The following is a 17,045-nucleotide window of genomic DNA, read 5'->3' on the forward strand; positions in this document are numbered from 1 at the left end:
GGTCCACGGCAGATCGTCGAACGTCTATCCGGCTAATCAACATACGCTGTAATGCCCACTCCAGACTTCAGCATGGACCCAACAGCGCGAGCCCGTCAATCCCGCTCATTACGGCACTTGCGGCCTTATTGTGCAAGTGTATAAATAGCCTCCGATGAAATTTTTTCTATTTTTTTCACCTTGAAGACGGCATTGAAAAGGGCACCGATGAGCGCTTTCGGATCACAGTCCATGGCGGCGCCGTTGCGGCGCGTGCTGATGCGGTCGGCGGCCAATGCCATGCGCGGTGCCGACCGGGCTACCTGGCACTATGGCCCGGGTTTCGACCCGGCGAAAGCGGCGGCGCAGCACGCGGCTCTCGCTGAGCTGGTGACGGCGTCCGGCGCCGAAATCGAATGGATCGATGACAATGCCGACGGGCTGTCGGATTCCGTATTCACCCACGATCCGTCACTGATGACCGATCGCGGCGCGCTGATCCTGTCCATGGGCAAGCCACTGCGCGCCAGGGAGCCATCGCTGCATGAGGAAACCTACACACGCTTGGGTATTCCTATCCTCGGCCGCGTCGAGGCTCCCGGCCAGGTCGAAGGCGGCGATTGCGTATGGCTGGATGCCAGCACGCTGGTGATCGGGCGCGGGGTGCGCTCCAACCAGGAAGGCATACAGCAGGTTTCCAACCTGCTGACGCCGCTCGGCATCTCCCTCTACGGCTTCGATCTGCCGCTGTGGCAGGGCGAGGAGGCGTGCCTGCATCTGATGTCGGTGATCAGCCCGCTGGCCGACGACCTGGCCCTGGTCTATTCACCGCTTTTGCCGGCGCCGTTCTATCAGTTGCTGAAGGCGCGCGGCATCCGGCTGGTGGAAGGCGACGCCGAAGAGTTTGCCGCGTCCAACGGCCTCAGCCTGAACGTGCTGCCGACCAGCCCGCATAAGGTCATTGCCGTCGCCGGCTTTCCCAAGACCAGGGCCGCGATGGAAGCCGCCGGCTGCACGGTTCAAATCTTCGAGGCGGATGCCCTCTGCATCGCCTGCGAAGGTGGGCCGACATGCCTGACGCGGCCCATCCTGCGGCAATGAATGAGCGCCGCAAGTTCCGCCGCGAGGGCGAGGAGCGGCGGCGGCAGGATTTGATCGACGCGACCCTGGACAGCGTGGCCGAACATGGGCTGGAGGGCGCCAGCCTGCGCACCATCGCACTGCGCGCCGGCGTCACCGCGGGGCTGATCCGGCACTATTTCCCCGGCAAGGAAGACTTGCTGCAGGAAGCGTACGCGGCGCTGATGGGCCGTATGACCGAGCAGGCGAAGGCAGCATTGCTCATGGAAGACGCCGCGCCGCGCCAGCGCCTTGCGGCCTTCGTTACCGCCAACCTCAACGCCCCGATCATCGATGCACGCGTGTTTTCGCTGTGGGCAACCTTCATCGGCCGCGCCGGCGCGGATCCGAGCCTGGCTCGCGCCCACCGCGAAGGCTATCTTGGCTTTCGCAACGAGGTGGAAGCAGTCGTTGCCGAAGTGCTCGGCGCCGAGCAGCGCAGGCCAAACGCAAATGAGCTGCGCCGCCATGCCATTGCCATCAACGCGATCATCGACGGGCTCTGGATCGAAGGCTGTCTGGCCGCAGAGATGTTCTCGCCTGGCGAATTGGCGGCGATCGGCGTCAAAGCCATAGAGGCCGAGCTCGGCCTCGCGCCGCAAAAGGGAGAGAAGCCATGACCACCATCGGCGAAGCGCTGATCACGCTGCTCGAAGCGCATGGCGTCGACACCGTTTTCGGCATTCCTGGCGTCCACACTGTCGAGCTTTACCGCGGGCTGGCGCGTTCAAAGATACGCCATGTCACGCCGCGTCACGAACAGGGCGCCGGCTTCATGGCCGACGGCTATGCCCGTGCCAGCGGCCGGCCGGGCGTTGCCTTTGTCATCACCGGACCGGGGCTGACCAACACCATCACCGCAATGGGCCAGGCGCGCGCCGATTCGGTGCCGATGCTGGTGATTTCGGGCGTCAACGCGATGCCGACGCTGGGCAAGGGGCTGGGCTTCCTGCACGAACTGCCGGACCAGCGCGGCATGATGGAGAAGGTGGCGCTGTTTTCGCAGCGTGTCACCGAGGCCAGCGAATTGCCGGGCGCTCTGGCGCGGGCCTTTGCGCTGTTTTCGTCGTCGCGGCCAGGCCCCGTCCATATCGAGATCCCGACCGACGTCATGGTCAAACCGGCCGACGGCATCGCTGCTTCGCTCACCAATGCGGCGGCGCCGGCGCCGGATGGCTCGGCCATTGCCGAGGCCGCCAGACTGATCGCAGCCGCGCGCCGGCCGCTGATCCTTGCCGGTGGCGGCGCCAAGCGCGCCGAACAGCCACTGCAGCGCCTGGCCGAGCGGCTCGGCGCACCTGTCGTCCAGACCGCCAATGCGCGCGGTCTGCTGCACGCGCATCCGCTTTGCGTGCCGGCCAGCCCCAGCCTGAAGGCGGTGCGTGCGCTGATGGCAGACGCCGATCTGGTCATCGCTGCCGGCACCGAATTCGGCCCGACCGACTATGACGGTTACAGCGACGGCGGCTTCGTGCTGCCCGCCAATCTGATCCGCATCGATATCGGCGCCGACCAGCTCGCCCGCCGGCCGGTGAGCGTCGGCATCCAGGCCGATTGCGCGGAGGCGCTTGGTGCACTGCTAGGCGCGCTCCACCCTGATCATGCCGCAGCGAAGGACGGCGAGAGCCGCGCAGCCGCGTCGAGAAAGGCGGCCTTTGCCGAGCTCAGCCCGGCCTATGCCGCGCAGGTGCGTGCGGTGGAAACCATCCGCGACGCACTGCCGGGCGCCATCATCGTCGGCGATTCCACGCAGCCGATCTACGCCGCCAATCTCTATTACGACCATGACCGGCCAGGCGGCTGGTTCAACGCCGCCACCGGTTTCGGCGCGCTCGGCTACGGGCCGCCGGCGGCGATCGGCGCAGCGCTCGCCATGCCCGGCGTGCCGGTGGTTTGCCTCACCGGCGACGGCGGCTTTCAGTTCACCTTGCCGGAGCTGGGCGCGGCGCTCGATGCACCCGCACCGGTCATCTTCGTCGTCTGGAACAACAGAGGCTATCGCGAGATCGAAACGTCGATGCTCGATGTCGGCGTCGAGCCGGTCGGCGTGTCCCCGGCGCCGCCGGATTTCTGCAAGCTGGCCGAGGCCTATGGTATATCAGCCGAGCGGCTTGCCGGTACTGCCGGTCTCGCCGATGCGCTCAAGCGCGCACGCGCAACGGGCATGCCTCACGTCGTCGAAATCACCATCGACTGACGCTTGACCGCGCGCTTTGCGTCAATGCGCGGGTCAGAAGGGGGCGGTCGGCGACTTCGAGCGATGCAAAGACGCAACAACTGCCATGTCGAGATGTCGGTTGAGTGATCGTGCAAAAGGCGCGACGCTCTGCGTCGGCGCGGCACGACAAGCGACATAATCATAAGAAACGACAGGAGCGTCCAGGATGACGGAAACAGTTCAGGGCAAGCATATCGTGGTGACCGGTGGCACCGGGGCGCTGGGTGCCGCGGTCGTCGGCAAATTGCTGGGGGACGGCGCGATCTGCCATGTGCCGAATGCCCACGCGTCGGCCCCCTCGCATTTCCCCTTCGCGGCCCATGATCGCGTCCGGCTGGCGCACAATGTCGATCTCGCCGATCCTGCCAAGGTCGATGCCTTCTATGACAGCGTCCCCGAATTGTGGGCCTCCATCCATCTGGCCGGCGGCTTTGCCGCAGCCCCGGTCGAGAAGATCGAATCCGCATCCTTTGCCGAAATGATGGACACCAACGCCCGCACCGCCTTTCTGTGCTGCCGCGCTGCGGTGCGCTCCATGCTGGGCTCGAACACAGCGGGCCGCATCGTCAATGTCACGGCACGCGCCGGGCTCGACCCGCGCCGGGGTGCCGGCATGGTCGCCTATAGCGCCAGCAAAGCGGCGGTGGCAGCGATGACCGTGGCGATGGCCGAAGAGCTGAAAGGCAAGGGTATCCTGGTCAATGCGGTTGCGCCTTCGACGCTCGATACGCCGGCCAACCGCGCCGATATGCCGGACGCCGATTTCGGCAAATGGGTCAGCCTCGAAGCCGCCGCCGAGGCAATCGCCTATCTGGCATCACCCGCCAATCTGGCAATGAACGGCACGCTGGCGCCACTTTACGGCCGCGCCTGAAGTTCCGCCGCGCAGGCGACTCATTTGGTTTGGCTTCCCGATGGCGGCCTTTGCCGACCTCGCCTGATCTACAGCGGAGGTTGGCCATTCAATCATGGCGACCGCCGACGCCTCCACGGCATTAGAAGACCTGCGACTACGTCAGGTTCGAGACGCCTGCCTCCACGACCTCGACTGCGTCGCCGATGGCGATCGTGCCGGCGTTGTTGGGAATCGCATTCTGGCCGAAGATGATGCCGCCCTTGGCGGAGCGGTGGATTTTGCCAAGCGTCTGCAACGGCTCGCGCGGGTCCGGCTGCTCGCCGCTCAACGGATCGCGGGTGGTGATGACACATCGCGAGCAGGGCTTCGCGATCCGCAACTCCACCGTGCCGATGCGGATCGTCTTCCAGCTGTCTTCAGGCCATGCGCCTTCTGCGTCGAGGACGATGTTTGGCCGGAACCGCGCCATCTCGATGGGCCTGGCAAGATGGCTGTTCAGATGGTTCAGCGAGCCTGTCGTGGCGATCAGCAGCGGAAAACCGTCGGCAAAGCCGACGAAATCGCCGGGCTGGCCGAATTCCGCATCGACCGGCCGGTTTTGCGGATCGTCGAAATAGACGAGATCGACGGGCCGGCCAAGAATAGCCGAGAGATAGGCGCCGGCGGCCGGATCGCCCGGCCGCGCGGCAGCCATATCCTTCCAGATCTTGACTTGCCGGAGCGCGGTGCCGGGAGCCGGAGCCTCGACGAAGTGCGAGCCATGCCTGTCATGTTTCAACAGGATGCCCGTTTCGCGATGCTCGACGTCGATCGTCGTCATATCAGGTATCTGGCGAATGGTGAGGAACTGCCCATCCTTGTCGACGACCATCCAGCGGCGGTCGCCTTCCATGCCCATTGTCTCGATGTCGGCGCTCGGCACGGCATGGCCGCGCAGGCTCTTGACCGGATAGCGATAGAGTTCGGCGACCTTCATCCCGCATGCTTCTCTGTTGCCCGAAGGGCCTTCCGTGTTTACGTCTGCAACGACGGCCGAGCCTACAACCGCGCGTGCGGAATTGAAGGGGTTGCACGGTCTTAGTCTTGTGCCAATCGCGCAGCCGAGCATGAAAAACCCGCGAGCCTTGCGGCCCGCGGGTTTTCTTGTTCAGGCTGCGCGCGAGGCGCAGCCGAGGCCTAGCTTGCGCGAAGCGGCTTGCGCGCTGCGCGCGAAGCGGCTTAGCTGCCCTGCTTCTTCAGCGCGGCGCCAAGGATGTCGCCCAGCGAAGCGCCGGAGTCGGTAGAGCCGTACTGTGCGACGGCTTCCTTCTCTTCGGCGATTTCCAGCGCCTTGATCGAGACCTGCAGCTTGCGGGTCTTCTTGTCGAAGGCGATGACGCGGGCGTCCAGCTTCTGGCCGACCGAGAAGCGCTCGGGGCGCTGCTCGTCACGGTCACGGCTGAGGTCGTTGCGCTTGATGAAGGTCTCGATGCCGCTGTCGACCAGCCGCACTTCCAGACCGCCATCCTTGATGCCGGTGACTTCGCAGGTGACGACAGCGTTCTTGCGCAGTTCGCCTGAAGTCGCGGCTTCGCCGACCGTGTCCTTGGCCAGCTGCTTGATGCCGAGCGAGATGCGCTCCTTGTCGATGTCGACGTCGAGCACCTGCGCCTTGACCATGTCGCCGCGATTGTACTCTTCGATGACCTGCTCGCCCGGACGGGTCCAGTCGAGGTCGGAAAGGTGCACCATGCCGTCCACGTCGCCTTCGAGGCCGATGAACAGGCCGAACTCGGTCTTGTTCTTGACCTCGCCCTCGACCTGGCTGCCGACCGGATGGCTCGCGGCAAAAGCCTGCCACGGGTTTTCCAGCGTCTGCTTGAGGCCGAGCGAGATGCGGCGCTTGGCCGGATCGACCTCGAGCACCACAACGTCGACTTCCTGCGTCGTCGACAGGATCTTGCCGGGGTGCACGTTCTTCTTGGTCCACGACATTTCCGAAACGTGGATGAGGCCTTCGATGCCCGGCTCCAGCTCGACGAACGCGCCGTAGTCGGTGATGTTGGTGACGGTACCCTTGATCTTCTTGCCGATCGGGAACTTGGTGCCGATCTCGGACCACGGATCGCTCTCGAGCTGCTTCATGCCGAGCGAGATGCGGTGGGTTTCCTGGTTGATGCGGATGATCTGCACCTTGACCGTCTGACCGATGTTGAGGATTTCGGTCGGATGGTTGACGCGGCGCCACGCCATGTCGGTGACATGCAGCAGGCCATCGATGCCGCCGAGGTCGACGAACGCACCGTAATCGGTGATGTTCTTGACGACGCCTTCGACAACCTGGCCCTCTTCGAGGTTCTGCACGATTTCCGAACGCTGTTCGGCGCGGCTTTCCTCGAGCACGGTGCGGCGCGACACAACGATGTTGCCGCGGCGGCGATCCATCTTGAGGATCTCGAAGGGCTGCGGGTTGTGCATCAGCGGGGAGACATCGCGGATCGGGCGGATATCGACCTGGCTGCGCGGCAGAAAGGCCACGGCGCCGTCGAGGTCGACAGTGAAGCCGCCCTTGACCTGGTTGAAGATGACGCCTTCGACGCGCTCACCTTTGGTGAACTTCTCTTCGAGCTTGACCCAGCTCTCTTCGCGGCGGGCTTTGTCGCGCGACAGGACGGCTTCGCCCAGCGCGTTTTCGATGCGCTCGACCATGACCTCGACCGTGTCGCCGACCTTGAGCGTCGAGTCCTTGCCCTTGACGCCGAATTCCTTCAGCGGCACGCGGCCTTCGACCTTGAGGCCGACATCGATGATGGCCATGTCTTTTTCGATCGCCAGGATCGTGCCCTTGACGACCTGACCTTCGCCGGAGTGACCGGTGGTAAATGATTCTTCGAGCAGGCTCGCGAAATCGTCGCGAGTGGGATTTGCAGCTGACATATTTTCTCCTGGAGTGCCCCGCATCTGAAGCGGGACGGGCGCCGTGGGTTAGCGTTGCGTTGGCCTGCCGGCGTTCCGGGCTACAAAAGCCCTGGGCCGCCTAAGCGGCAATTCCGGCGCATGAAGAATGCTGGCAGGCTGGTTCGTGCCCGATATGGGTATTTTCTTCGCTTCCGGCAATCGGTGGAGCGGGAAAACCCTGGATCAGGCTTTGTCTCTCTTGGCCAGGGCGTCGTCGATGATCGCATTGGCCGCTAGAAACGCGGCCTCTATAGCCATTTCGGAGGTATCAAGCAAGTGCGCGTCCGCCGCCGGCTTCAGCGGCGAGTCGGCGCGGCCCATGTCGCGCTCGTCGCGGCGCACAATATCGGCAAGGATTTCGGCGAAATCGGCGGTGCCGCCGATGCTTTCGATCTCGGCCAGCCGGCGCTGCGCCCGCACTTCGGCGCTCGCCGTCACATAGAGCTTTATGTCGGCGTCAGGGCACACGACCGTGCCGATGTCGCGCCCGTCGAGCACCGCGCCTGGCGGTGTCCTGGCGAAATCGCGCTGCTTTTCGACCAGGATGCGCCGGACGGTAGGGTAAATCGCGACCTTCGAGGCCGCCTCGCCAACCGCATGCGCCGACAGCACCGCACGGTCGAGCTTTGCCAGATCGACCTGGCGTGCGGCGGTTTCGGCTGCCGAGACATTGTCGAGTGGCAGCGCGTGCCGGATCAACGCATAGGCGACGGCGCGGTAGGTGAGGCCGGTGTCGAGCAGGTTGAGGCGGTAGTGGTCGGCCAGACGTCGGGCCAGCGTGCCTTTGCCGGCGCCGGCGGGACCGTCGATGGCGATGGTGAAGGTCATTGGCGGGCCAACACGATCGAAAGGCTCGATGAAAAAGACAGACGCCGCGATCCTTCGCGCCCCCCTCTGTCCTGCCGGACATCTCCCCCTCCAGGGGGGAGATCAGAAGCTTCTGCGCCCCACTCTTTCCTGCAATTTCGAAAACTGGCGAAAGCCGCTGTGACGGCCGATCTCCCCCCTTGAGGGGGAGATGTCCGGCAGGACAGAGGGGGGCGCTGTCCCGCCGACATCTCTGCTTGCTTTGCGCTTGGCATCAACCTACCCGATCTCCGCACCGAGCCCCGTCATCAGACCCATGAACTCCGGGAAACTCGTCGCGATCATGGCGGCGTCGTCGATGGTTACCGGCTTTTCCGTTGCCAGCCCCATCACCAGGAAGCTCATGGCGATACGATGGTCGAGATGCGTCTGCACCGTCGTGTCCTGGCCATTGGGATGGCCGCCCAGCCCCTTGCCGCCGGGCTTTCCGCGCACCGCGAGCGAAGCTTCGCCTTCGGTGCAGTCGACGCCGTTGAGCTTCAGCCCATTGGCAACCGCTGCCAGTCGGTCGGATTCCTTCACCCGCAGCTCTTCCAGCCCCTGCATCAACGTCTCGCCCTCGGCGAAGCTCGCGGCAACCGCCAGCACCGGATATTCGTCGATCATCGACGGCGCCCGCTCGGGCGGCACGGTGACGCCATTGAGCTCGGAGTAGCGCACGCGCAGATCGGCAACATCCTCGCCGCCGGCATTGCGCGGGTTCAAGATGTCGATCTGGCCGCCCATTTCCTGCAACGTTAGAAGCAGGCCGGTGCGGGTGGGGTTCATCAGCACGTTCTCGATGACGATGTCCGAACCCGGCACGATCAGTGCCGCGACCAGCGGGAAGCCGGCCGAGGAGGGGTCGCCGGGCACGGCGATGGTCTGCCCCGTCAATTTGCCCTGGCCCTCGATGAAGATGTGGCGCACGCCGCGCTCGTCGGTCTCGACCGAGAGATTGGCGCCAAATCCCCTAAGCATCTTTTCGGTATGATCGCGCGTCATCACCGGTTCGATCACGGTGGTGATGCCGGGCGTGTTGAGGCCTGCCAGCAGCACGGCCGACTTCACCTGCGCCGAGGCCATCGGCACGCGGTAGGTAATGGGTGCGGCGTGTTTCGGCCCATGCAGCGTGATCGGCATGCGGTCGCCCGGCGTCGCCTTCAGCACCTGCACGCCCATCTGGCGCAAGGGTTCGAGCACGCGGCCCATCGGCCGTCCCGACAGCGATGCGTCGCCGATGAAGGTCGTTTCCATGTCGTAAGTGCCGACGAGGCCCATTGTGAGGCGGGAGCCGGTACCGGCATTGCCGAAATCGAGCGGGCCTTCCGGCTGCAGCAGCGCGCCATTGCCGGTGCCGCGGATCACCCACTCGGCGCCGCGCTTCTCGATATGCGCGCCCATCGCCTTCATGGCGGCCGCCGTGCGCATCACATCCTCGCCTTCGAGCAGGCCGGTGACGCGGGTTTCGCCGGAGGCAAGGCCGCCGAACATCATGGAACGGTGCGAAATCGACTTGTCGCCCGGCACGCGAGCGGTGCCGGAAAGGGCGGATGATTTGCGGGCGGTGGCCGGCTTGGCAGCGGCGGCGTGAGACATGGAATTTCCCTGGACGGAATGCCGGCGCACCGGCGCTTTTCATTTGTTGCGGCGGTCTCGTATCACGGCGGGCACGAATGGTCATCCCCATGGTCGTCGCTTGGCGCGAGGCCTTTCAGTGCTTGGTTTTGTGACGCCGGCTTTTCGCTTTGACAGCGCGGTAAACTGTGGTTAAGGGGACCACTCTTTTACTGACGAGGCTTGACGTGGCAAAAAACGAACTTGGCACAAAGCGTGTCGACCCTGAAACGGGCCGAAAATTCTACGACCTGAACAAGGACCCTGTCGTCTCGCCCTATACGGGCAAGACGTATCCGCGTTCCTATTTCGAGGACGGCAAGATCGCCGCCCTCGAAGAGGAAGAGGAAGTGGCCGAGAAGGAAGTGGACGCCGAGGAAGAAGAAGGCGTTGAAGTCGTCTCGCTTGAAGAGGCCGACGAAGACGTCAAGGCCGGCGACGAGCTTCCCGACCTGGGCGACGACGAGGACGATGTCGATCTAGGCGACGATGAGGACGATACTTTCCTTGCCGACGAAGAGGAAGAAGACGACGACGTCGCCGACATGATCGGCGTCGGCGACGACGACGACGAAGTCTAGGAACGCTTCGAACGCATGCATTTAGCGGCGTTCACGGGCTATGATGAAAAAGCGGGCCTCGAAGGCTTGATCTTCAGGGAAGGCGGGGTTAGAAGCCGCCTGCACTAAACGGCGCGGTCCTGAAACCCGCGCCGGACCTCTCGCCGGCAACGGCGACGGCTGACTGCCGGAGTGGGGCCATAGCTCAGTTGGGAGAGCGCTTGAATGGCATTCAAGAGGTCGTCGGTTCGATCCCGATTGGCTCCACCAAACAGTCTCTTTCCGACGCTCGGTTTCGCGGCATTCATGCTTGTCGCCTGCCAGTCGGCGCCTGAACCATCATCGCCGCCGCCAGCGCCCGCACCTCAGCCCATGGACCCTGCCGCGATCTCTGCTCCTGATGGTGCGGCGGTCCTCGATCCATCCGTGCGGGTTATGCCGCCCGGCGAAGGCGTCCCGGCCAAATATGTCGCGTTTTCCGGCATATGGGGCGGACAGCTGGACGGGATGTATGACGGCAAGCTCGCCGTGCTGACGATTACGCGCGGCGGCAATGTCACCGCCACCTATGCCTGGGGCGATGTCGCCGACAACAAACCGGGCGTGGCCGACGGCGAAGGCAAGATTTTCGGCAACACGTTGAAACTGCGGCGCCTTCCCAATGGCGCGGACGTCAGCGCGGTCATTCAGGCGGACGGAACGCTGGCCGTCACCTATGGGCTTGCCGACCGAACCTATACGGGCACGTTCACCAAGCAATAATCGCGAGAGCTAATCTTCCGGGGGAGCCACGGCTGGCCCCTTCCCCGATCAGTGCAGGCCGAATTCGCGCAGCAGTTCTTCGCGATAGCGCACGAAGCGGCTCTCGCTGCGCTCGCGCGGGCGTGGCAGGTCGATGTCGATCAACCGCGCCGCGCCGCCTTTCTCCTTGGGCAGGATCAGCACCCGGTCAGCCAGATAGATCGCCTCCTCCAGATCGTGGGTGACCATCACCATGGTGACGTTCTCCTCGCTCCAGATGCGCGCCAGTTCCTCCTGCATGCCGATCTTGGTCATGGCGTCCAGGGCCCCCAGCGGCTCGTCGAGCAGGAGGATCTCGGGCTGCACGGTGAGCGCCCGGGCGATGCCGACGCGCTGCGCCATGCCGCCGGAAAGCTGGCTCGGAAAAGCATCGGCGAATTCGGCAAGGCCGACCAGGGCGACGTAGAAGCGGGCGCGTTCCTCGGCCTGCCTCTTGGGAACACCGCGCACTTCGAGGCCGAACGCGACATTGCCGAGCACGCTCAGCCACGGCAGCAGCCGCGGTTCCTGGAAGATCACGGCACGCTCGGCGCCGACGCCATGCACCGGCTGGCCGTCGATCGCGACACCGCCGCTGTCGGCCGCCTCCAGCCCGGCCAGAATACGCAGCAGCGTGGTCTTGCCGGAGCCGCTGGCGCCGACGATGACCAGGCATTCCCCCGAACGAATGTCGAGGTTGAGCGTCCGCAGCACGGCAAGCTGGCGCCCGCCGAGGCTGAAGGATTTGGACAGGTCGCGGATCGAGACCTCTCCGCCACGGTTGGAACCGGCCATCTTGTCTCTCAGCTATTTCAAAGCTCAGTTGATCTTGGTTTCGCCGGGCCGGTACAGGATGTCGGCGGCTTTCAGCTTGCCCTTGGCCAGACGGCCGTCTCGCTCCAGCACGGCGACCCAGAAGTCGATGTCGCGATCGGTCGCCTGCGCACCTTCGCGCAGACCAAAGCCGGTCCAGTAGCGGGCGAGATCGCCGTTTTCGCCGCGCTTGTCGAGGATAGTGGCCAGCACCTTGCGGGCTTCGTCCGGGTTCTGGCGCGACCAGTCCGAGGCGCGCGCCGACTGTTCGACGAAGTTGCGCGCCGCATCCGGGTTGGCGGCAATGAAGTCGCGCCTGAGTACGACGAAGCCGCCGGCGAGTTCGCCGAGCACCTGGGTGTCGTCGAACACGCCGCGCACGCCGCCGTTGGCGACCAGCGCGCCGGCAAAGGTCGCCTGCCAGTAGCCGAGGCCGGCAATGTCGACCTGGCGCGAGCGCAGCGTCTGCTCAAGCTGCGGGCCGGGCACGACAATGAGGTTGGCGGCGGTCGGCGGCAGGCCGACGCTGTGCAGGGCCTCACGCACCGTATAGTCGAGATGAGCGCCGAGCGTGTTGACCGAGATGGTCTTGCCGGCAATGTCGGCGATCGATTTGATCGGGCTGTCTTCCAGCACGTAGAAGACGCTCTTCACATCCTTGTTGATGCCGTTGCTCGGATACGCCGCGACGAAGTCGTTGCCGCCGGAGATCGAGTTGATCACCGCTGCGGTGGCGGCCGAGCCGATGTCGACGCTGCCGGAAGACAGCGCAAACAGCGATTCCGGTCCACCCGAGGAATAGCCGACATTCTCCAGCTCGACGCCGAGCCCTTTGAAGTAGCCGAGCTCGTCGGCCAGCTCGTGCGGGGAGATGCTGCCACGGCTGGCGAGGTAGCGGAACTTGACGGCTGCGGCTTGCGCAAAGGCCATGCGCGGCAGGCCGGCGGCGATGAGGCCGGCGGCAAGCGGCGCGCCGGCAAGCAGCGAACGGCGGGTGATTTTCATGATCGGGTCCTTCCTGGAGGTAAACGGTGAGGGGCGGACTGCTCAGTTGACAGGATTGCTCCAGCGACAGAGCCGCCGCTGCAGGGTGACCAATGCCTGGTTGGCGATCAGGCCAAGCCCGGCGAGGATGACGATTGCCGCAAACATCAGCGGGATCTGGAAATTGTACTGCGCGTTCATCACCTGGAAGCCGATGCCCTTGTTGGCACCGATCATCTCGGACGCGATCAGCAGCAGCAGCGCCGTGGTGGCGCTCAGCCGCAAGCCGACGAAGATCGACGGCACGGCGCCCGGCAGTACGACGCGGCGAAACACGGTGAGCCGGCTCGCACCATAGACGCGCGCCATTTCAAGCAGCTTGGGATCGACTTCCTTGACGCCGCTGGTGGTGTTGAGCAGCAGCGGAAACAGCGTCGCCCAGAAGATGACGAAGATCTTCGAGGTCTCGCCAAGTCCCAAGAGCAGGATGAACACCGGATAGAGCGCCAGCGCCGACGTCTGCCGGAACACCTGCAGGATCGGATCGAGCGCGGTTTCGACCGGGCGCACCTGGCCCATGAACAGGCCGAGCGGAATGGCAACGGCGACAGCCGCCGCAAAGGCGATGCCGGCGCGTTGCAGGCTGATGGCGATGTCGCCGAGCAGGCTGCCGCCGGCAAGCCCCTTCCAGAGTGCGACGACGATCATGTCGATCGGCGGCAGCACCGCCGCGTTGACCCAGCCGACGCTGCTCGCCACCTGCCAGAGCGCCAGGAAGCCGGCAAGCACGCCGTAGCGCTTCAGGAAGCGAACAGCCGCCTTGCTGCCGAGGTTCAGGAAGTCGGTGCCGAGCCCGGTTTCGCCACCACTGCGGCGAACCGTGATCTGCCGATCGATGTGCTGCAGCGTCATTGCTTCACCCCTTCGATGCCAAGGTCATTCGGCGGCAAGGACGGTCGAGCGGGCGACGGTCCATGGATTTTCCGGGCGCCTGAGGCCGAGATTCTCGCGCAGCGTGCGGCCTTCGTAAGCCGTGCGGAACAGGCCGCGCCGCTGCAGCTCGGGAATGACCAGGTCGACGAAATCGTCGAGCGCGCCGGGCAGCCAGGGCGGCAGGATGTTGAAGCCGTCAGCCGCCTCGCTGGTGAACCATTCCTCCAGCTGATCGGCGACCTGCGTGACGCTGCCGACGATGGTGTAGTGGCCGCGCGCCGTCGCTACCCATTGGTAAAGCTGGCGGATGCTGAAATTGTGCTCGTCGGCAATCTGCCGGATCAGCGCCTGGCGGCTCTTCATGCCTTCGGTTTCCTTGCTCGGCGGCAACGGGCCGTCGAGCGGATAGCCCCTGATGTCGAGCGTCTGGCCGGCAAGACCGTTGAGGAGCGCAACACCGTCCTCGGGCAGGATAAGGTCGTTGAGCTGTTGGTATTTGGCGCGGGCCTCGTCCTCGGTGCGGCCGACGAAGGGCGCGACGCCCGGCATGATCAGCACTTGGTCGGGATCGCGGCCGACTTCAGCCACGCGCGCCTTGATGTCGCGGTAGAATTCCTGCGCCGTCTCGAGCTTCTGATGGGCGGTGAAGATGACCTCGGCCGAGTGCGCGGCAAGCCCGCGTCCGTCTTCCGACTGCCCGGCCTGTACGACAACCGGATGCCCCTGCACCGGGCGCGGCACGTTGAGCGGACCCTTGACGCTGAAATGCTCGCCCTTGTGGTCGATGTCGTGCAATCTGTCCTTGTCGTAGAAACGGCCCGACTGCTTGTCGCGGATGAAGGCGTCATCCTCCCAGCTGTCCCACAGCGCCTTGACCGTCTCGACATGCTCATGCGCCCTGGCATAGCGCTCGGCATGGCTGGGCTGGACGTCGCGGTTGAAATTGCGTGCCGTTTCGTCGCCGGCCGAGGTCACCACGTTCCAGCCGGCGCGGCCGTTCGACAACAGGTCGAGCGAAGCGAATTTGCGCGCCAGCGTGTAAGGCTCCTCATAAGTGGTGGACGCCGTTGCGATGAAGCCGAGATGCGTCGTCAGCGGCGCCAGCGCCGCAAACAGCGTCACCGGCTCGAAGCCGGCGATCTTGGCGTTGCCGCCCTCGCGGGCGCCGAGGCCGACGGTCAGGTTGTCGGCCAGGAAATAGGCGTCGAACAGGCCGCGCTCGGCGGTCAGCGCCAGCTGCTTGTGGAACTCGAAATTGGTGGCGCCGTCGGCCGGCGCATCGGGATGACGCCAGGCGGCGATATGCTGCCCGCCGCCGGGCAGGAAAGCGCCTAGCTTGATCTGCCGCGGCCTGCTATCGGACTTGCTGGCTCGAGTCATTGCAGGCGTCCTTCTGGTCTATGCGGGATGGAATATTGCGTCGCGGATCGTGGTTTCAGGCGGCAAGGACGACGCTGTAGGGCACGCCGGCCACCCGGCATGCCTCGGCGACCGCCTGCCGGGCTCGCGCCTTGACTGCCTCTGACACCAGCACGCCATCTGCAAAGTCCTTGTCCGAGGCGTAGATCGCGGTCGGCAGGGTCTGCGCCTCGAAGAAGCCGAACAACGGCCGCAACTGGTGTTCGACGACAAGCGAATGACGCTCGCCGCCGCCTGTTGCCGCCAGGATGATCGGCTTGCCGCGCAGTGACGACGGGTCGAGCAGGTCGAAGAAGTGCTTGAACAGCCCGGTGTAGCTGCCCTTGAAGGTCGGGGAGCCGACCACCAGCACGTCGGCGCCGAGCAGCTGCTCGATAATACCGCGCGCCGCCGGATCGAGATCGCCAAGCTGTCTTGCAGGCGCAAAGGACGGGCCGAGATCCTCGATGTCGAAAACGCTCAAAGCCGAGCCGGCCCGGCTCGCCACCTCACCGGCGATGTGGCTGACGAATGCCTTCGTCTTGGACGGACGGGTCAGGTTGCCGGACAACCCCACCACCAGCTTTTTTGACATCCGAGGCTCCTTCTCGCAAACGCACTATCCGCATTAAGCCTACCGATTTTGTAGAATTAAATGAGCGAGAAGATTTCAAAACCGGGCTCTGAAGCGAATGGAGTTTGCGGTACATCGCCTTTGGTTGGTTCATTTGGCCCCAAAAGCGCCGCGGCAGATGCTGACGCGGTCGCGCAGGGCATCGCCGGGGACCATGGCCTTGGTCCTTTGCGCACCGATGGGTATCGTCGCGAAACCGTCAAGGGCCGGCGGCATTGACACTGCGTTGTGTCAGTGTCGATTGAACCCGATCGCGTGGGCGACGAAGTAGGCAACTGCAATCAAAGAACAGGATACGCGCATGAAGAAGATCGGCTTTCTTTCCTTCGGCCATTGGTCGCCCTCGTTGCAATCGCAGACGCGCTCGGCGTCCGACGCGCTGCTGCAGTCGATCGACCTGGCCGTCGCCGCCGAGGAGCTGGGCGCGGACGGCGCCTATTTCCGCGTCCATCATTTTGCCCGCCAGCTCGCTTCGCCGTTTCCGCTTCTGGCCGCGGTCGGCGCCCGCACCAGCCGCATCGAGATCGGCACCGCCGTCATCGACATGCGCTATGAGAATCCGCTGTATATGGCCGAGGATGCGGGTGCTGCCGACCTGATCGCCGGTGGCCGGCTGCAGCTTGGCATCAGCCGCGGTTCGCCGGAGCAGGTGATCGACGGCTGGCGCTACTTCGGCTACGTGCCGCAGGACGGCAAAAGCGATGCCGACATGGCGCGCAATCATGCCGAGGTTTTCCTGAATGTGCTGCACGGCGAAGGTTTCGCGCAACCCAATCCGCGGCCGATGTTCCCCAATCCTCCGGGAATGCTGCGGCTCGAGCCATTCTCGGCCGGCCTGCGCGACCGGATCTGGTGGGGCGCCGCTACCAACGCGACCGCCGAATGGGCGGGCAAGCTCGGCATGAACCTGCAAAGTTCGACGCTGAAGTTCGATGAGGGCGGCCAGCCGCTCCACATCCAGCAGGCCGAACAGATCCGCGCCTATCGCGCGGCGTGGAAGGCGGCCGACCACACACGCGAGCCGCGCGTGTCGGTCAGCCGCAGCATCTTTGCGCTGGTGAACGACCGCGACCGCGCCTATTTCGGCGGCGGCAGCAGCGAAGATCATTTCGGCTATATCGAGCCTGAGAAGCTTGCCGTCTTCGGCCGCTCCTATGCCGCGGAGCCCGATGTGCTGATCGATCAGCTGAAAGAGGACGAAGCGATCGCCGAGGCCGACACGCTGCTTCTGACCGTCCCCAACCAGCTTGGCGTCGAGTACAACGCCCACGTCATCGAGGCGATCCTGAAGCACGTCGCGCCGGCTCTGGGCTGGCGCTGACAAGAGGCGCCAGCCGCCCAGCAAACAAAGAGATAGACCGTTTCGCCGGC

General features: G+C 64.7%; 18 protein-coding genes and 1 tRNA gene. 9 read left to right on the forward strand and 10 right to left on the reverse strand.

Annotated features, from left to right (window positions below; translation table 11 throughout):
* Positions 1–125: 125 nt before the first annotated feature.
* Positions 126–281: a hypothetical protein gene (locus NL532_RS01710; protein ID WP_196813870.1), complete on the reverse strand. Its 156-nt coding sequence runs from the start codon at positions 279–281 to the stop codon at positions 126–128.
* Between NL532_RS01710 and NL532_RS01715 the strand changes: the two genes are divergently transcribed.
* From NL532_RS01715 to NL532_RS01730, 4 genes are all read left to right on the forward strand, one after another.
* Entirely contained in the window at positions 208–1,080 is an 873-nt protein-coding gene (locus tag NL532_RS01715; protein ID WP_023829352.1) for a dimethylarginine dimethylaminohydrolase family protein, read from the forward strand. The two genes, NL532_RS01710 and NL532_RS01715, sit on opposite strands and share 74 nt — an antisense overlap.
* Positions 1,050–1,718 carry a TetR family transcriptional regulator C-terminal domain-containing protein gene (locus NL532_RS01720; RefSeq protein WP_023725953.1) on the forward strand — a complete coding sequence of 223 codons (669 nt, stop codon included), beginning with the start codon at positions 1,050–1,052 and terminating at the stop codon, positions 1,716–1,718. Before NL532_RS01715 ends, NL532_RS01720 begins: the two co-directional genes overlap by 31 nt.
* Complete coding sequence (locus NL532_RS01725) at positions 1,715–3,295, forward strand: 5-guanidino-2-oxopentanoate decarboxylase (RefSeq protein ID WP_023829351.1); 1,581 nt, start codon at positions 1,715–1,717, stop codon at positions 3,293–3,295. Before NL532_RS01720 ends, NL532_RS01725 begins: the two co-directional genes overlap by 4 nt.
* Before the next feature lie 187 nt (positions 3,296–3,482).
* Entirely contained in the window at positions 3,483–4,190 is a 708-nt protein-coding gene (locus tag NL532_RS01730; protein ID WP_023829350.1) for an SDR family NAD(P)-dependent oxidoreductase, read from the forward strand.
* Positions 4,191–4,326: 136 nt separating this feature from the next.
* Here the strand turns inward: NL532_RS01730 and NL532_RS01735 are convergent, their stop codons facing one another.
* From NL532_RS01735 to aroA, 4 genes are all read right to left on the reverse strand, one after another.
* Positions 4,327–5,148, reverse strand: coding sequence for an MOSC domain-containing protein (locus NL532_RS01735; RefSeq protein ID WP_023829349.1), 822 nt, complete (start codon positions 5,146–5,148; stop codon positions 4,327–4,329).
* 242 nt (positions 5,149–5,390) lie between these two features.
* Positions 5,391–7,088, reverse strand: coding sequence for a 30S ribosomal protein S1 (gene rpsA / locus NL532_RS01740; protein ID WP_023671316.1), 1,698 nt, complete (start codon positions 7,086–7,088; stop codon positions 5,391–5,393).
* 204 nt (positions 7,089–7,292) lie between these two features.
* Positions 7,293–7,937 (reverse strand): (d)CMP kinase, encoded by a 645-nt coding sequence (gene cmk / locus NL532_RS01745; RefSeq protein ID WP_023826651.1) that lies wholly within the window; start codon positions 7,935–7,937, stop codon positions 7,293–7,295.
* A gap of 258 nt (positions 7,938–8,195) precedes the next feature.
* Positions 8,196–9,554 carry a 3-phosphoshikimate 1-carboxyvinyltransferase gene (gene aroA, locus NL532_RS01750; protein WP_023829348.1) on the reverse strand — a complete coding sequence of 453 codons (1,359 nt, stop codon included), beginning with the start codon at positions 9,552–9,554 and terminating at the stop codon, positions 8,196–8,198.
* Positions 9,555–9,760: 206 nt separating this feature from the next.
* Between aroA and NL532_RS01755 the strand changes: the two genes are divergently transcribed.
* The 3 genes from NL532_RS01755 to NL532_RS01765 all read left to right on the forward strand — a co-directional run bounded on the left by NL532_RS01755 (position 9,761) and on the right by NL532_RS01765 (position 10,894).
* Entirely contained in the window at positions 9,761–10,153 is a 393-nt protein-coding gene (locus NL532_RS01755) for a TIGR02300 family protein (RefSeq protein WP_023671313.1), read from the forward strand.
* A gap of 173 nt (positions 10,154–10,326) precedes the next feature.
* Positions 10,327–10,402 (forward strand) — tRNA-Ala (locus NL532_RS01760).
* Positions 10,403–10,504: 102 nt separating this feature from the next.
* Positions 10,505–10,894 carry a hypothetical protein gene (locus tag NL532_RS01765; protein WP_023829347.1) on the forward strand — a complete coding sequence of 130 codons (390 nt, stop codon included), beginning with the start codon at positions 10,505–10,507 and terminating at the stop codon, positions 10,892–10,894.
* 48 nt (positions 10,895–10,942) lie between these two features.
* On the opposite strand, the gene NL532_RS01770 is transcribed toward NL532_RS01765, so the two are convergent.
* From NL532_RS01770 to msuE, 5 genes are read right to left on the reverse strand one after another with little or no spacing between them, the layout of a single operon-like run.
* On the reverse strand, positions 10,943–11,707 hold the full coding sequence (locus NL532_RS01770; protein ID WP_023671311.1) for an ABC transporter ATP-binding protein: 765 nt from the start codon (positions 11,705–11,707) through the stop codon (positions 10,943–10,945).
* Between the two features lie 24 nt (positions 11,708–11,731).
* The gene (locus tag NL532_RS01775) at positions 11,732–12,730 is read right to left on the reverse strand and encodes an ABC transporter substrate-binding protein (RefSeq protein ID WP_023732650.1); all 999 of its coding nucleotides are present in this window, start codon (positions 12,728–12,730) and stop codon (positions 11,732–11,734) included.
* Positions 12,731–12,772: 42 nt separating this feature from the next.
* Positions 12,773–13,621: an ABC transporter permease gene (locus NL532_RS01780; RefSeq protein ID WP_023711343.1), complete on the reverse strand. Its 849-nt coding sequence runs from the start codon at positions 13,619–13,621 to the stop codon at positions 12,773–12,775.
* A gap of 24 nt (positions 13,622–13,645) precedes the next feature.
* On the reverse strand, positions 13,646–15,022 hold the full coding sequence (locus NL532_RS01785; protein WP_023683544.1) for an LLM class flavin-dependent oxidoreductase: 1,377 nt from the start codon (positions 15,020–15,022) through the stop codon (positions 13,646–13,648).
* Between the two features lie 55 nt (positions 15,023–15,077).
* Positions 15,078–15,635 (reverse strand): FMN reductase, encoded by a 558-nt coding sequence (msuE, locus tag NL532_RS01790; protein ID WP_023683545.1) that lies wholly within the window; start codon positions 15,633–15,635, stop codon positions 15,078–15,080.
* Between the two features lie 60 nt (positions 15,636–15,695).
* On the opposite strand from msuE, the gene NL532_RS01795 reads away from it, so the two are divergent.
* Together NL532_RS01795 and NL532_RS01800 are read left to right on the forward strand one after the other, a co-directional pair.
* Positions 15,696–15,893: a hypothetical protein gene (locus NL532_RS01795; RefSeq protein ID WP_155923605.1), complete on the forward strand. Its 198-nt coding sequence runs from the start codon at positions 15,696–15,698 to the stop codon at positions 15,891–15,893.
* Positions 15,894–15,975: 82 nt separating this feature from the next.
* On the forward strand, positions 15,976–16,995 hold the full coding sequence (locus NL532_RS01800) for an LLM class flavin-dependent oxidoreductase (RefSeq protein WP_023711345.1): 1,020 nt from the start codon (positions 15,976–15,978) through the stop codon (positions 16,993–16,995).
* The last annotated feature ends 50 nt before the right edge of the window (positions 16,996–17,045 follow it).

Origin of the sequence: Mesorhizobium sp. C120A, from assembly GCF_030323105.1 — a bacterium.
Classification (GTDB): Bacteria; Pseudomonadota; Alphaproteobacteria; order Rhizobiales; family Rhizobiaceae; genus Mesorhizobium.